A 15,141-nucleotide genomic window follows, 5' to 3' on the forward strand; every position below is an offset into this window, starting at 1 on the left:
CCCGCCGTCGTAGCGGAGCGGGTCAAGGTGGAGCGCCGTTGACGCGCGAAGCGCTCGATGGCGACGACCTTGAGGCGCGCAGCGGAGACGGCCACAATCGGGCGGCGGGAAAGGAGGGAACCCCAGCCCGGAAGGCAACCCCCACCAGAGCAGGCAACCCCCAAACCACCAGCGCAGGAATCCTCACACCTCACCCGGGAACCCCTGAACCACCCGGGAACCCCTGAACCACCCGGCAACCCCCAACCCACCTGGGAGGCCCCAGCCAAAGAGCTTTGTCAGAGAGGGTGCAGGTGGTGTGCGGACCCGGCCTTCACACACCGGGTGACCTCATCCAACAGAGGTGACTTGAGTTTCCAACGTTGCCAGTACAACCGCACCTCCACCGGGTGCTCTGGCGCCAGGGACACCAATTTTCCCGTCTCCAGGTCCTCGGCGCACTGGTGCTCCGGAACGGCTCCCCACCCGAAACCCAGCAACACAGTTCGGGCGAAGTCCTCGGACGCGGGGATGTAGTGGCGCGGGCCCCGGGAGTCGCTTCCGGCCAGGTCCCGCAGGAAGCGGTCCTGCAGATCATCCTTGCGGTCGAAGTTCACCACCGGGGCTTCGACGAGGCGTTCCGGATCGATGAGGCGTTCCGGGTCGACGGGCCGCCCCACCGCACCCGTGCCATGCCGTTCGGCGAACGCGGGGCTGCACACCGCTTGGTAGCGCATGACCCCCAGTCCTTCCACGGCACACCCCTGCACGGCCTCCGGTGTCGACGTCACCGCGGCCATCACCGCCCCCGAGCGCAGGAGGCTCGTGGTGTGCTCCTCATCTTCCCGATGGATCTCGAAGACAGCACCCAGCTCCGGCGGTAGCTCAGCGATCGCTTCCAGAAACCAGGTGGACAGGCTGTCGGCGTTCACTGCCAGGGGCACCAACGCACGGCCGTTCTCGTGGCCGGCGGTCCTGAGCTCGGCGAGCACGTCCTGATCCAGCACCAGGACCTGGCGTGCGTAGCGCAGCACCGCGTCACCGGCCTCCGTCGGAACGACCGGGTTGGTGCGCTGGACCAGCACTTTCCCAGCGGTCTGCTCCATCGTCCGCACCCGCTGCGACACCGCCGACGATGTCACGTGCAGTCGCCGTGCTGCCGCCTCGAACGTGCCTTCGTCGACGAGCGCGGTCAGGGTGCGCAGATGATCGAACTGGAAGGGCATCCCCAACCTCCTGACGTGCGATCCTAAGCATTCCTTAGGGGTTCTGAGAAAGTTTAGCTTTACTGCATGACCCCGGTGGGAGAGGCTGCCCCACGTGAACGAATCCCTTCTCCCCGCACTCATGGGCCTGGGTACCGGCCTGGCGCTCATCGTGGCCATCGGCGCCCAGAACGCCTACCTGCTCCGGCTCGGGATCGACGGCGGGCCGACCACGGTCCTGTCGGTGGTACTGATCTGCGCGGTCTCCGACGCCCTGCTCATTACCGCAGGGGTCGTGGGCATCGGCAGCCTGATCGAGGCCCTCCCCACTGCCATGGTGGCCATCCGGCTCCTCGGTGCGGGCTTCCTCGTCGTGTACGGCCTGTTCGCCGCCTACCGGGCACTCCGGCCGGGTAAGGCCGACACCCTGGTGCCAGCGAAGGCGTCAGCGGAAGACACCCCGAACCCAGCTCCGGAGAGCGCTCCCGCCACCCGAACGGACACACGCACCCTGGCGGTGCCAACAACCCCGGCCCGCACCGGCACCAAGGCCGCGATCGCCACAGCCCTCGCCCTGACCTGGCTCAACCCGCACGTCTATCTGGACACCGTCCTCTTCCTGGGGTCGGTCGCCAACCAGCAGGTCGGTGACGCCCGCTGTTGGTGGGCGGGCGGCGCCGTGACCGGGAGCTTCCTGTGGTTCTTCTCCCTCGGGTACGGGGCCCGCCTGCTCCGCCCCCTCTTCGCCCGGCCGGGCGCCTGGAGGGTACTCGACGGGATCATCGCGGCGGTGATGCTCACCCTGGGCGTCAACCTCGCCCTCGGGACCTGACCCTCGGGACCCGACCCGCAGTACCCGACACTCGGAATCTGAACCGAACCCGTCAATGGGTTGCGAAGGCCTCCGCCAGCCACCAGGAACCCCCGTCCGAGACGATCTTGGCGTCCACCACCAGTGGCCCCGACCGCTCCCCGGCCAGCCAGTCGGTCACCCCGTCCAAGTCCTCGACACCCCGCACCGTGATCCCCGCAGCCCCGTACCCTCGGGCGATCGCGGCGAAATCGGTGTCGGGGAAGACCACCGTGCCCAAGTCCGGGTTGCGCTCCGGTTCCGGGTCCCCAGGGGCGAAGTGGTGCACCTCGGCACCGTAGGCGGCATCGTTGTACACGACCACCACCAGCGGGATCCCGAGCCGCACGGCGGTCTCCAACTCGGACACCGACATCAGGAACCCGCCGTCCCCGGTACCCAGCACGGGCAACCGGTCCGGGCGCGCGGTGGCCGCCCCGATCGCGGTGCCCAGCCCCAGACCGATGGACTGGAAGGCCTGCGTGAAGCAGAACCCGAACTCGTCCGGGACCGACAGGTGCGTGGACGGGTAGCCCATGAAGTTGCCCGAGTCCACGGAAACGATCCGTTCGCCGGGCAGGATCCGGTCCAGCTCCACCGTGAGCAGCCGCGGGTTGATCCGCCCGGCGGTGGAGTTGTCGTCGATCGGGACGTCCTGCCAACGGCCCTCGTCCGCCAGACGGTCGGCGATCTCGGGCATGCGCAGCTTGGTCGCGGGCTCGGGTTGGATCTCCCGTAGGGCGGCCAGGGCGTCACGGGCGGTCGCGGCCGTGTCCCCGAGCACCCCGAGGTCGATCGGCCGGTGGGCGCCCAACGCGGAGTCCTCCAGGTCGACCTGCGCCACCCGGGTTCCCGCGGAGATGAGCTTGCCGTGGCGCATGGTCCACATGTTGAGCGCGCACCCCCAACCGACCACCAGGTCGGCGCCGGTGATGAGCTCGGCGGTCAGCGGGCAGGAGAAGCCACCGGAGATCCCCAGCGAGAACCCTTCCCCCTCGAACAGTCCCGCCGCGACCGCCGACGTCGCCACCAGCGCTCCCGCGTGCTCGGCCAGAGCGGCGATCTGCGGGCCCGCACCCCGCGCACCCCGGCCAGCCACGAACACCGGCCGGTCGGCCGCGCGGACGAGCTCCACCAAAGACGCCACCGCCTCCCCGGCGGGCCGCACGGGAGCGGTCCGCACGACCGGGGCGACCGTCTCAGATGCGTCCTCGGGTGCGGCCTGGGCCTGCACGTCCAAGGGCAGGTTGACGACCACCGTGCGCTGTTCGTTGCTGGCGGTGCGGAAGGCCCGCACGGTATCGGCGACCGCCGAGGCCGCCGAGTGCACCCGTTCCGGCACCGCGCCCACGGACCGGACCAAGGAGTCCTGGTCGACGGCGAAGTTGGAGCGCACCGCGGCCGGTGCGGTGTCGGCGGCCAGGACCAACAGCGGGGTACGGCTCTTCGCGGCCTCACCGATCCCGGTGATCGCGTTGGTCAGCCCGCAGCCCTGGTGGACGCTGACCACGCCGACCCGGTCCGACATGCGCGCGTAGGCGTCGGCCATGACGGCGGCACCGCCCTCGTGCCTGGCGCTCGTGAAGGGCACACCGTGCCGACGGAGTGCGTTCGTGACGTGGAAGTTCCCGCTGCCCACCACCCCGAACGCGTGACCGGCCCCCAGCTGGGCCAGGACCCGTCCGACCAGGTCGGCGACGGTCGCGCCGCTATCCACGCCGGTCCACGAACGCGATGACCTGGGCGGGACTGCCGGTGCCGTGGACGATGGGCAGGGGGCTGACCACGACGACCGCGCCGGTCGGCGGCAGGTGGGCGAGGTTGCGCAGTGAGGTAACGCCGTAGCGGTCGTTGCCGAGCAGGTGGTGGTGCACGGGGAACGGCGGGTCCAGGTTGATTGCGTTACCCGCGTCGATACCGACGGTCTCCACCCCGAAACCGGAGATCGGGCTGTGCTCGGCGAGCCAGCGGGCGCACTCAGCGGAGACCCCGGGGGTGTGTGAACCGGCCTCGTCCGTGTTGAGGAAGAGCTCCCGGTCGTGGCCGTACTGGTCCCAACCGGTGCGCAACAGCAGCCAGGATCCGTTTTCCAACGGTCCGTTCTCGGCCTCCCAGGCGCGGATGTGGTCGACCTCCAACAGGAAGTCGGGGTCCTTGGCCGCCTCGGCGCTGAGGTCCATGACGGCGGCTGGCCCGATGAGTCGGCTCATCGGGATCTGGGACACGTCCAGGCCGTTGCGCCCGGTCTTCCAGTGGACGGGTGCGTCCAAGTGGGTGCCGACGTGCTCACCGGTGTGGATGTTGTGGTGCCGCCAGAACGGCCCGGGCTCGTCGTAGGCGCTGACCTGTTCGAGGCTGAAGTCGATGAGGTTCGCGAAGGGCTCGGGCAACTGCAGTGTGGGCGTATCGGGGCTCAGTCGCGTGGTGAGGTCGAGGATCTCGACGTCACCGCTGGCGAGGCCGCCGAGGAGCTGGGCGAGGACCGGGGAGTGCATGGAGGATCTCCGGAAAGCGCTTGGTTGTCGGCCGGGCTGGCCAGAACCCTACTCCGACCCGCCCGAATCGGACAGGGAGGCCGGCCCCAAACGGGCCGCACGACGAAGATCCGGTGGAGCCCCCGCGGCCGGAGGGCTCCCCACCCCGGTTCCCGCCCTCAACCACCGAGCCCGCGGTAGGTGGCGTGGTCGAAGTCGGCGTGGCCGCCCGTGCCGGTCAGGTCGTGTACCCACAGGCCCAGGAAAGCCCCGGTGAAACCCCAGAGAGTCGTCGTCCCGCCGTCGGGGGAGCGCTCTTCGGCGTAGTCGTCGGACAGGATGCTGGCGTCCAGCGCCCCGCCAGCGTCGACACCCATGTCGATCCACTCGCGGCCGTCCTCGGAGAGGGCGAACCGCAGCTCCGCCCGGTCGATCTCGGCGCGCAGGTGAAACCGCTCCCAGCCGCGCACGTCCACCCGGGGGCCCACTTCGCGGACCCGGCCGCGGTCGGAGCTGAGTACCCCGGCGAACATCCCGTCCCGCTCGTCGAATCCCACGCGCAAGTAGTGCCACTGCCGCATGTTGTAGTACGCGGTGAGCCCGGCCATGCGCTGGAAGGTGTCGGTGGAGAACTCCATGACGGTCTCCATCACGCACCGGTCGTGCTGCACCCGGCGGGCCACCAGGCTCGGCCGACGGGTCCCGGACGGTGACTGCCCGCCTTCGATACGCAGATGCCCGGGCCGCTCCGTCAACGAGATCCACTCCTCGTCCAGGTGGCGCCGCAGCGTGCTCCACTCCGGGCGCAGGATCGGGGAGTCGAAGTCGTCCTTGGCCGGGACTTCGGGCCAGGGGTGGGGTTCCAGCGCGGGGCCGGGGACCTCCATGTGCGGGACACCGCCCACCACTCTGGGCCAGCCGTCCACCCAGTCCACCCGTTGGAGCGCGGTCTCCCGCCCGAGCACGCACCTGCCGCGCTCGGTGAGCGGGCGCGCGGTCAGGTGCGCCAGGAACCACTCGCCGCCCTGGGTGCTGACCAGGCTCCCGTGCCCCGCCTTCTGCAGGGGCAGCGACGGGTACTCCCGCGAGGACAGCGTGGGGCCGGCCGGGTCCACCTCGTAGGGCCCTTCGATGTGCCGGGACCGGGCCACCGTCACCTGGTGGTCCCACTGCGTCCCGCCTTCGGCGGTCACCAGGTAGTACCAGCCGTTCTCGCGGTACAGGTGCGGTGCCTCGGTCACCCGAGCGGACGTGCCCTCGAAGATCACGCGCGGCTCGCCGAGGAGGCGCATCCACTCCGTGTCCAGCTCTTGGAGCACGATCCCCGCGAACGCGTGGTGGCCTGGCCGCCAGTCACTCCTGTTACTCATCACCCAGGTCCGGCCGTCCTCGTCGTGGAACAGGGACGGGTCGAACCCCATGGCGTGGACCGGTACCGGGTCGCTCCACGGGCCGTGGACGGACGGTGCGGTGGTCACGTAGTTCGGCGTGTCCCAGAACCCTTCCGCGTAGTTCTCCACGTCGGTGAAGATCAGGTGGAACACCCCGTCCTTGTACGACAGGCAGGGCGCCCACACCCCGGCACCGTCCCGGTGCCCGGTGAGGTCGAGGAGGCGGTCCTCGTCCAGGACTCCGCCCAGGGGGCGCCAGTGGACCAGGTCCCGGGAGTGGTGCAGCAGCACCCCCGGGCTCCACTCGAAGGTGGAGGTCGCCATGTAGTAGTCCTCGCCGACCCGAAGGATCGAGGGGTCGGGGTGGAAGCCGGGCAAGACCGGGTTGGTGATGGTTCCGGCTCGGACATCGGTGGCGGGGGAGGTGGTCATCACGGCCTTTCATCGGGCGGGTCGGGGCAGCCAGTGCACAGGCGGGGGAAGGTGGGGGACAGGTGAGGGCAAGGGGGAACCGGGGCCCGGTCAGGGGAGTTGGGAGGGACCGGACCCCGGCGCGGCGCGGGCGGGCGGGTGGGGAACCTGTGCCCGCGCCGCTGGCTATTTGCCGAAACCGGCGGCCAGCCCGCTCAGCAGCTGCCTGCGGCCGAACAGGTAGAGGGCCAGGATCGGAATGGCGGACAGTACGACGGCGGCCATCAGCCCGGGAACGTCGGTCCCGTACTGGGTCTGGAACGCCCACAGCCCCAGCGGTAGGACCCTGGTCGACTCGCTCTGGGTCAGCACCAGCGGGAAGATGAAGTTGTTCCAGGCGTTGAGGCCGACGAAGATCGCCACCGTCATCACACCGGGCCGCGACAGGGGCAGGACCAACCGGAGGAACACCTGCCAGGTGGCGGCGCCGTCGAGGGCCATCGCCTCGTACAGCTCCCCGGGAACGTCCCTCAGCGAACTGGTGAGCACGACGATGGAGATCGGCAGCGTGAACGCCGCGGTCGGCAGGATGATCGCGGGAAGGCTGTCGTACAGGTTCATCCGCGTGATGATCAGATAGATCGGGATGATCACCGCCTGCGCTGGCACCGCCAATCCCAGGAGGAACAGAGTGAAGCTGATCCGTACCGCCCGGCTGCGGCTGCGCACGATGGCGAAGGCCGCGGGTACCGCCACTAACAGCACGAGGGTGATCGAGCCGAGCGCCACGATCAGGCTGTTGGCCAGGAATCCGAGGAAGCCGACCTCGAAGACGTTGCGGTAGTTGTCCAGGGTGAGGGACTCGGGGATGGACAGCGGTCCCTGCGACATGTAGTCGCCCGGCGCGCGCAGGCTGGTGGCCACCAGGTAGTACAGCGGCACCACCACGGCCACGAGCCACAGGGCCGCACCGATCCCGGACGCGTACGCGGGGCGCTTACCGGGCCGGGGCCGCAGGCGGGCCGCCAGGCGTGCGAGCGGCCCCTTCTCCGGTTTCCTGGCCGAGGGCCTCCGTGCGTCGGCGCGTGGGCCGGTTCGCTGCCTTGTTCCGGCGGCCATGTCAGATCCCCTCCCTCTGGCTGGTCATGCGGGAGTAGCCGGTGGCCCGCACCACCAACAGCGACAGTCCCGTTCCCAGGACCACCAACAGCACCGCGATCGCGCTCGCGTAGCCCATCTCGAAGGCGATGAACCCCTGGTTGTACATGTGCAGCGGCAGGATCCGGGTGGCGTGGCCGGGGCCGCCCCCGGTCAGCAGCATGACCGTCTCGAAGTAGGTCATGGACCCCACGAGCATCAGCACCGACGACGCGATGATGGTGTGCCGCAGCTGCGGGACGGTGATGCGCAGGAACCGCTGGATCCCCGAAGCCCCGTCCAGCTCGGCGGCCTCGTAGAGCGAGCGCGGTACCTGCCGGGCCGCCGCCTGGTACAGCAGCATGTGGAACGGCAGGAACTGCCACAGCAGGACGAACACGATCGCGTACAGGGCCATCGTCGGGTGTCCGAGGACGTTGCTCTCGGCGATGCCGAACCACTCGTTGAGCTGTGCGGGTATGCCGAAGTGCGGTTCGAACAGGGCCTGCCACACCAGGGCGATCGCCGCCGTCGACAGCAGCAGGGGCAGGAAGAAGATCGCGCTCACCACCGCCCGTGACCGCTGGTGGCCCGCGGCCCACACACCGAAGGCCAGCGCGAGCGGGGTCTGGGTGACCCAGCAGAGGACCGTCAGGGTCAGGGTGATCATCAGGCCGCCGCGGACCTCGCTGTCACCCGGCAGCGCGGTCCAGTTGGCCAGACCCACCCACTCGGGGGTGCCGAGACCGCTCCACGAGGTGAAGCTCAGGTAGACCACGACGACGACGGGGCCCAGGCCGAACAATCCGAAGAAGAGTAGGGCCGGAGCGGCCCAGAGGAACCCGGGCCGCTCCGTTGCGGACGACTTCACCTAAGCTGCTCCATGTCCTGTGCGAACTCTTCCGGAGTGATGTCGTCGAGGAAGAGGAGCTGGAGGTTGGTCAGCATCGACTCGGCGGACGCCGGGGGCAGTGCCTGGTCCCAGGACTGCGTGAAGGTCGGCGCGTCGGAGACCAACTCGTGGGTGAAGGTGGCGAACTCGCCGTGCTCGCTGTCCCCGAGCTGGTCCTCGATGCCCTCGACGGGCGGCACCTGGCCGGCCCCGATCAGGTCCTCCACGTACTCGTCGGAGGCCATGGTCTCCACCAGGAAGTCGGTCGCTTCCTCGATGTGCGCGCTGGAGCTGTTGATGGAGAAGTAGTTGCTGGGGTTGCCGACGATCGCGTTCGGCTCACCCTCGCCGTCCTCCAAGACGGGGAAGGACGCGTAGCCGAGCTCGTCGTTCTCGAGGAACTCGGGGTTGCTGTCCTGGTGCTCCCCGATGTCCCAGCTGCCCATCAGGAACATCGCGGACTCGCCGGTGGCCAGGAGCGCGGAGGCGCTGCCGTTGTCGTAGTCGATGGAGGAGAAGTTGGGGCCGAAGGCGCCCCGCTCGACGAGGTCCTGGCACATCTCCATGGCCTGGATGACGGCCGGATCCTCCCAGGAGCCCTCCTCCCCGTCGACGATGGCCTGGAACACGTCCGGGCCGCCGATCCGGTCCACGAGGTAGGAGAACCACATCAGCTGGGTCCAGCCCTGGGCACCGGGGAGGGTGATCGGGGTGACGTCCTGCTCCTGGAGGACGTCGATCGCCTCGTAGAGGTCCTCGAAGGTCTCCGGAGGCTCCAGCCCGGCCTCCTCCATGACGGGCTTGTTGTAGAACATGACGACGGGCTGGACACCGAGCATGGGGACCCCGTAGTAGGAGTCCTCGAGCTGGGCGACCTCCAGCACGCTGGGCAGGAAGGCGTCCCGGAACTCGGGGTTGTCCTCTAAGGTCTGGGTCATGTCGTGGACCTGGCCCTGGTCGGTGTACTCGGCCAGGTTGCCGCCGCCCCAGTTGAAGAACACGTCGGGGGCGTTGGGGGAGCCGAGCGCTACTTGCAGGCGCTGCTTGTAGGCGTCGTTGACGAAGGTGACGAGTTCGGAGTCGACGTCCTGTCCCTCGTTGTGGCCGTCGAGGTGCTCCTCGAGGATCTCGTTGGCTGTCGCGTCCTCCACAGCCCACAGCTCCACGGTGTCCGAGTCTCCGGGACCGGAGGTCCCGCAGCCGGCGAGGATTAGGGAGAGGGCCAGGGAGGTACTGCCGATCACACGTATCCGGTGGGTGCGACTCATGGCGTGGACACCGTTCTTCCGTCGGTCTTGTGGGGGGAGCCGAAAACTTCCGAAATGTTTCCGATAGCTTTCGGGAAGGCTGACGCTAAATTGTCCGTGTAGCTACGTCAAGGGGCTGATAGGTTGCGAGAAGGTTGCGGTGCGGGAGCTCGAAAAGTTTCGGGATAGAATCCTTCGCAGCGGGCCCAGGGGAACCCGGTCCCGGACGCAGAGGAGGCATATGGCGAAGCGACGACCCACTTTGGCCGAGATCGCGGGCGAGGCGGGTATCTCCGTATCGACCGTCTCCAAGGTGATCAACGGCCACCTCGATGTTGCCGTAGAGACCCGCCGCCAGGTGGAGCGGCTGTTGGAACACCACCGTTACCAGCCGCGCCGCCACCGGGAGCGGCGCACAGTCGGCCTGATCGACCTGGTCTTCCTGGACCTCGGGAGCCCGTGGGCCATGGAGATCCTCACGGGGGTCGAGGAGGTCACGCACGACGCGGGTTTCGGGATCGTCGTCTCCGCAGTACACGACCGCAAGCGCAGCAGGCCCGGCCGCAAGTGGCTGGACAACATCCAAGCCAGGAACTCCGACGGGGTGGTCCTGGTGCTCTCCGACCTCTCCTCGCAGCAGCAGGCGCAGCTCGACGCTTTGGGGATACCCGTGGTGATCGTCGACCCCGTCGGAGATCCCGCCCGAGGGATCCCCACGGTGGGCGCCGCGAACTGGGACGGCGGCCTCACCGCCACCGAGCACCTCATCGGAATGGGCCACCAGCGGATCGCCATGCTCACCGGGCCTCCGGACGTCATGTGCAGCCGGGCCAGGGTGGACGGCTACGGCAGCGCCATGCGCGACGCCGGGCTCAGCATCCCCGAGGGCTACGTCCGCCACGGCGACTTCCTGTCCGGAACCGGCAAGGAGCTCACCGAGGATCTGCTGGGCCTGCCCGAACCGCCCACGGCGATCTTCGCGGGGTCGGACCAGATGGCCCGCGGTGCCTATGAGGCCCTGTACAAGCGGGGGATGGGCGTGCCAGACGACGTCTCCGTGGTGGGTTTCGACGACCTGCCCGAAGCCCGCTGGGCGACCCCGCCGCTGACCACCGTCCGCCAGCCGCTGCGCGACATGGCGCAGATGGCCACCCGCATGCTGTTCGACCTCATCGGCGGCAACGAACCCGAGACCACCCGCGTGGAACTCTCCACCCGGCTGATCGAGCGGGACAGCACCGCCCCGCCCAAGGGCTGAACCGGAAGGGCCCCGGTTCGGTCCACGTCCGTGCGGTCGCTAAGGTCTCCGGCGGAGCGCGCGGACACCGCGCCCGGAGCGGAGGGAGCGAGCCCGGTGGCCGAGAAGGACGGGGAATCGACGGTCGGGTACTGGATCGCCTTCTTCGCGGCCTGGGCACTCCTGTTCAGCGCCACCTACGCCTACGGCGGCGCTGTGGCCTTCACGCAACAGCACTACTGGGAGCACCGGCAGGCCGACAAGGGGAGGGCCGGGATCGAAGGCGCGGCCGAGGTCACCCACGTTCGGGAAGAGGAGCGGCGCACCCGTCCGTACACGGGGACCGCGGAGACGTGCCGCGCCAACTTCGCGCCCGACGACGGCGGCGAGGCGGTGACGGTCACCCTCTACCTGCCGGGCGAGTGCGAGGAAGGGGCCGTGTACGAGGACGCCCGCATGGTGCCCGCCACGGAGAGCCGGTGGGACCCCGCGGACACCGACGAGGCCCATGTCCCCGGAGGTGGGACGGGCGGCAAGAACTGGCTGGCGTTCCTGGCCACACTCGGCCAGTTCCTGCTGTCCGGGTTCGCCGCCATGGTCCTCATCGACTGGGTCTACCGGAGGGTGACGTCGCTGCGGAACCGGATCGCGTCGCGCGGGTCCCCGCCCCGCTGACAGCCCGGGTGGGCCGTGCCCGGCCGCGCTGAGGGAACGGTCGGTCCCGCCGGCGCCCGAGGGCTACCAGCTGGACTTGGTGACCCCCGGCAGCTCGCCCCGGTGGGCCATCTCCCGGAAGCGGATCCTCGACAGGCCGAACCTCCTCAGGTGGGCGCGCGGGCGGCCGTCGACCGCGTCGCGGTTGCGGACCCGGGTGCGTCGGCGTCGCGGGGCTGACGGCGCAGTTCGGCGAAGGCGGCCGCCCGCTCCTCCTCTCCGGTGTGCGGGCTCTTGACCAGCCGCTTCAGTTCGGCGCGCCGCTCGGCGTAGCGGGCGACGACCTTCTTGCGCTGCTCGTTGCGGGCGATCTTGCTCTTCTTGGCCATCAGACCCTCTCCCCTCGGGCACGGATGTCGGCGACCACGCGCTCGATGCCCCGGGCATCGATGACCTTCATCCCCTTGGTGCTCAGCTTGAGCTTCACGAAGCGCTGTTCACTGGGCAGCCAGTAGCGCTTGTTCTGGATGTTGGGGTCGAACCGGCGGCGGGTGCGCCGGTTCGAGTGGGAGACGGCGTTGCCGAAACCGGGTGCTTTGCCGGTCACCTGGCAGACACGGGACACTGTGTGTTCCTCCTACTTTCTCGGTGGTCGTTCCCTGCGGCTGTCCGTCCTGGGCGGTCAGCCCTGCTTGGCCGAGGACGGGTAGGGCAGCAGGGCCATCTCGCGGGCGTTCTTGACGGCGGCCGCGACCAGGCGCTGCTGGCGCGCGGTGACACGTGTGACCCGGCGGCTGCGGATCTTCCCCTTCTCCGAGATGAACTTGCGGAGCAGGTTGGTGTCCTTGTAGTCGACGCTGTCGGCATCGCCCAGCGGGTTGGCGAACCGGCGCGGGGCGCCGCGTCCACCGGGACGGCGGGCCTTCGGCGGCATGGTGGTCATTCCTTTCAGTGAACGTCCGGGTCGGTTCGGGGGCGCGTGCGGTTCAGAGCGCGTCGGCGAAGGGGTCCTCCACCAGCGGGCGCCCGGCTTCCTCGTCCGTGAGCAGGCAGGAGTCGAGCAGCTTGACCAGCCGCTGGGCGTCCAGGTCGACCCCGGTGAAGGCCAGGTGCTGGCGGCGGTCGGCGATCACCGGGTCCCAGTCCAGGAGTGCGGAGGTCCGGCGGGTCTCGGACACCATCTCGATGGCTGCCTCGGGCAGGGCGCCCAGCCACGGTCCCGCGCTCTCCAACAGCAGGGCGTCGTTGTGGGCGTCCCAGACGAGCAGGGTGTCGGGCCTGCTGGCCAGCCAGATCCGGCCCCGGGCGCGCAGCCCGGCGGAGACGATCCGCTCCAGTGCCTCGTGCAGGCGGACCGGGTGCAGGGGCCGCTTGCGGGTCCACACGACGGTGCTGACCCGGTCGTCGGTCTGATCGCAGTACTGCGCCCACGCAGGGTTGAGCCGGTTCGCGGCGCTCTCCGGGTCGAAGCGGCCTTCGGTGAGGGCCACCAGGCCGCCACCGGGCGGGATCACGACGGCGGCGGGGTTGAGCTGTTCGATCAGCGCGCGTGCCTCGTCGCGGTGGTCGGCGCCGTGCAGCGTGAGCACGGTCGGGTACTCGATCTGGTGGGCGAGGACCTCGGCGACGGTGCGCTCGTCCTCCGCAGCGATGTCCAGGGACCGGTCGGAGAGGTCGTCGTGGCCGGACAGGTCCGGTAGCAGGCGTTCGGAATCCACGGCGCTGACGACGGTGGCCAGCCGGAATTCCTCGCGGGAGGCGACTATCTCGGCGACGGACCGGGGCTCGACACCGTCCCATGCCTCCACCACGCACAGGGTGTGCTCGCCGCGTTCCGCCAGTCGCAGGAGGGCGGGCACGAGGTCCTCGCGCAGTGTGCAGGTGGCGCACAGGTGGTCCAGGTACACGCGGTCGTGGTCGACGGGTCCCCACCGGTCGCGCACGACACGGTGGACGATCCCCTCGGCGATCCCGTCGAGGTCGTGGTGGACGGCGATGGACCCGGGCAGGGCAGTGATCAGGTCGTCCACGGTGCGGCGCCGCGCGGACCGGTGCAGTCCGGAGACCACCGCCACGCGCAGGGGCGCGGTCACTTCAGTCATGAGGGAAGAACCTCCCGATGATGAAAACGATAACCATTATCGTAGCGCACGGGGGCCGCATCCGGAAATCGCCTCCCAGTACCGCCGGAGACCCGCCCCAATACCGCCCCAACGAAGACCCCAACGCGAACGGCCCGCCACGCGGGCGGGCCGTCTCAATACGGGGCGGAAGGGAATGGGCTTGTGATCAGCGGCATCAGGCCCACGGGGCGGACGGGGTCAGTCGTCGAGGATGCCGACGTAGCGCTCCAGCGCGAACCCGTTGCCCACGGTGTCCATGTGCGGGCGGATGCCCAGGCGCCCCATCCACTCGGTGCCCTTCGCCATCGCCACTTCGGCCCGCTCCCGGATCCAGGTCTCGTACGGCCCAGTCTCCGGAGCGCCGCTGTCCACCACGTACGGGGCCACGGACTGGGCCTCGCGCACCGTTGGCCGCATCGCCGCCTCGTAGGAGAAGAACGCCCGTTCGTGGTCGCCCTCCGCGTAGGCGAGGTCCCCGGCCAGAGCCAGCGCGCCCATCAGTGCCATCGCTGGCCCCTGGCCGCTCAGCTGCCCCGGGCAGTAGGCGGCGTCACCCACCAGGGCCACCCGTCCGTGCGCCCACACGTCCATCCCGACCTGAGCGGCCGGGGCGACGTCCAGCTCGGTCCCGCGCATGGCGCGCAGCAGCCGCGGTACTTCCCAGCCGACGCCGTCGAAGAACTCCTCCACCAGGCGGTACCGGGCGCCTTGGTCCAAGGCGCCCCGGCGGACCGGGAAGTTGTCGCGCATCAGGAACGTCACCTCGGCCCGGTCGTCCTCCGGCAGGTCGGTGACGATGCAGCCCCGGTGCGGCCACACGTGCCAGGACAGCGCCCCGCTCACGTCGAGGGGGTTGTCGGTCTCGAACGTGGCCACGTTGGCTCTCAAGTAGCGGATGCGGCACTCGTCCGGACCGTCGAACGCCAGCCTCCGCACGGGTGAGTACAGCCCGTCCGCGCCCAGGACGAGGTCGAAGCGGCGGGCGGGGGAGTTCGCGAAGGCGACGTCCACGCCCTTGGAGTCCTGTGCCAGGGCGGTGACGGTGTCCCCGCGCAGGAACTTCACCGGGCCCGCGCTCACTTGCTCGGATTCATCGAGCAGGGCCTCCACCAGCAGGTCGTGCCGGATGATGAGGGTGCCGGGCCCGCCGGGGAAGCGCAGCGGCTCCGACCGCCCGCTGACGTGGGAGTACACCGTGGTGACGGGGGCGCCGAGAGCGCGGATCCGGTCCCCGAAGCCCGTGCGGTCCAGGAGCTCCATCCCCTTGCGGGAGAGTTCGACGTGGTTCCCCTCCGCCCGCGGGCCCGGGCCGCTGTCGACGACGGTGGGGGCGAAACCCCGCCGTCCCAGCCAGACGGCGAGCGCGGCACCGGCCACGCCGCCACCTGAGACGAGGACGTTCCTGTTGCTGATAGGCACGTGAGCCTCCGTGTGCGCTGTGGGCCGTGCACCTCCCGGTCGGCTCCCTGCGGGCCTCGGGGCCGGTTCGGGCCGGGGGTCCCTCCGAGCATCCCCCCTGCCGGCCGCTGCCCGGAGACAAC

General features: G+C 69.8%; 15 protein-coding genes and 1 pseudogene. 3 read left to right on the forward strand and 13 right to left on the reverse strand.

Features of this window, described 5'->3' with window-relative positions; translation table 11 throughout:
* Positions 1-278 precede the first annotated feature (278 nt).
* Positions 279-1,205, reverse strand: coding sequence for a LysR family transcriptional regulator ArgP (locus ACYVD1_RS21400; RefSeq protein WP_460775701.1), 927 nt, complete (start codon positions 1,203-1,205; stop codon positions 279-281).
* Between the two features lie 94 nt (positions 1,206-1,299).
* On the opposite strand from ACYVD1_RS21400, the gene ACYVD1_RS21405 reads away from it, so the two are divergent.
* Positions 1,300-2,016: a LysE/ArgO family amino acid transporter gene (locus ACYVD1_RS21405; RefSeq protein WP_460775703.1), complete on the forward strand. Its 717-nt coding sequence runs from the start codon at positions 1,300-1,302 to the stop codon at positions 2,014-2,016.
* Between the two features lie 52 nt (positions 2,017-2,068).
* Here the strand turns inward: ACYVD1_RS21405 and ACYVD1_RS21410 are convergent, their stop codons facing one another.
* The 6 genes from ACYVD1_RS21410 to ACYVD1_RS21435 all read right to left on the reverse strand — a co-directional run bounded on the left by ACYVD1_RS21410 (position 2,069) and on the right by ACYVD1_RS21435 (position 9,607).
* Complete coding sequence (locus ACYVD1_RS21410) at positions 2,069-3,751, reverse strand: thiamine pyrophosphate-binding protein (protein ID WP_460775707.1); 1,683 nt, start codon at positions 3,749-3,751, stop codon at positions 2,069-2,071.
* Positions 3,744-4,529: a cyclase family protein gene (locus tag ACYVD1_RS21415; protein WP_460775711.1), complete on the reverse strand. Its 786-nt coding sequence runs from the start codon at positions 4,527-4,529 to the stop codon at positions 3,744-3,746. The genes ACYVD1_RS21410 and ACYVD1_RS21415 overlap by 8 nt, the downstream gene beginning before the upstream one ends.
* A gap of 158 nt (positions 4,530-4,687) precedes the next feature.
* Positions 4,688-6,331 (reverse strand): glycoside hydrolase family 43 protein, encoded by a 1,644-nt coding sequence (locus ACYVD1_RS21420; protein WP_460775714.1) that lies wholly within the window; start codon positions 6,329-6,331, stop codon positions 4,688-4,690.
* A gap of 165 nt (positions 6,332-6,496) precedes the next feature.
* Positions 6,497-7,429, reverse strand: a complete 933-nt coding sequence (locus ACYVD1_RS21425) for a carbohydrate ABC transporter permease (protein ID WP_460748845.1) — start codon at positions 7,427-7,429, stop codon at positions 6,497-6,499.
* Position 7,430: 1 nt separating this feature from the next.
* Positions 7,431-8,318, reverse strand: a complete 888-nt coding sequence (locus ACYVD1_RS21430) for a carbohydrate ABC transporter permease (RefSeq protein WP_460775716.1) — start codon at positions 8,316-8,318, stop codon at positions 7,431-7,433.
* On the reverse strand, positions 8,315-9,607 hold the full coding sequence (locus ACYVD1_RS21435) for an ABC transporter substrate-binding protein (protein ID WP_460775718.1): 1,293 nt from the start codon (positions 9,605-9,607) through the stop codon (positions 8,315-8,317). Before ACYVD1_RS21435 ends, ACYVD1_RS21430 begins: the two co-directional genes overlap by 4 nt.
* 220 nt (positions 9,608-9,827) lie before the next feature.
* On the opposite strand from ACYVD1_RS21435, the gene ACYVD1_RS21440 reads away from it, so the two are divergent.
* Together ACYVD1_RS21440 and ACYVD1_RS21445 are read left to right on the forward strand one after the other, a co-directional pair.
* Complete coding sequence (locus ACYVD1_RS21440) at positions 9,828-10,844, forward strand: LacI family DNA-binding transcriptional regulator (RefSeq protein WP_460775721.1); 1,017 nt, start codon at positions 9,828-9,830, stop codon at positions 10,842-10,844.
* A 96-nt stretch (positions 10,845-10,940) separates the two neighbouring features.
* Complete coding sequence (locus tag ACYVD1_RS21445; protein WP_460775723.1) at positions 10,941-11,498, forward strand: hypothetical protein; 558 nt, start codon at positions 10,941-10,943, stop codon at positions 11,496-11,498.
* 63 nt (positions 11,499-11,561) lie between these two features.
* Here ACYVD1_RS21445 and ACYVD1_RS21450 read toward each other — a convergent pair.
* The 6 genes and pseudogenes from ACYVD1_RS21450 to ACYVD1_RS21475 form a co-directional block, all read right to left on the reverse strand.
* Positions 11,562-11,672, reverse strand: a pseudogene (locus ACYVD1_RS21450) (30S ribosomal protein S14); the annotation flags it as partial.
* Entirely contained in the window at positions 11,645-11,866 is a 222-nt protein-coding gene (locus ACYVD1_RS21455; protein ID WP_460775835.1) for a hypothetical protein, read from the reverse strand. The pseudogene ACYVD1_RS21450 and the gene ACYVD1_RS21455, both read right to left, overlap by 28 nt.
* The gene (gene rpmB, locus ACYVD1_RS21460; RefSeq protein WP_460775726.1) at positions 11,866-12,102 is read right to left on the reverse strand and encodes a 50S ribosomal protein L28; all 237 of its coding nucleotides are present in this window, start codon (positions 12,100-12,102) and stop codon (positions 11,866-11,868) included. Before rpmB ends, ACYVD1_RS21455 begins: the two co-directional genes overlap by 1 nt.
* 57 nt (positions 12,103-12,159) lie before the next feature.
* Entirely contained in the window at positions 12,160-12,411 is a 252-nt protein-coding gene (rpsR, locus tag ACYVD1_RS21465; protein WP_460775728.1) for a 30S ribosomal protein S18, read from the reverse strand.
* 52 nt (positions 12,412-12,463) lie between these two features.
* The gene (locus ACYVD1_RS21470) at positions 12,464-13,579 is read right to left on the reverse strand and encodes a CobW family GTP-binding protein (RefSeq protein ID WP_460775731.1); all 1,116 of its coding nucleotides are present in this window, start codon (positions 13,577-13,579) and stop codon (positions 12,464-12,466) included.
* A 219-nt stretch (positions 13,580-13,798) separates the two neighbouring features.
* The gene (locus tag ACYVD1_RS21475; RefSeq protein ID WP_460775734.1) at positions 13,799-15,019 is read right to left on the reverse strand and encodes an FAD-dependent monooxygenase; all 1,221 of its coding nucleotides are present in this window, start codon (positions 15,017-15,019) and stop codon (positions 13,799-13,801) included.
* Positions 15,020-15,141: the final 122 nt, after the last annotated feature.

The organism is Nocardiopsis nanhaiensis (assembly GCF_054778635.1).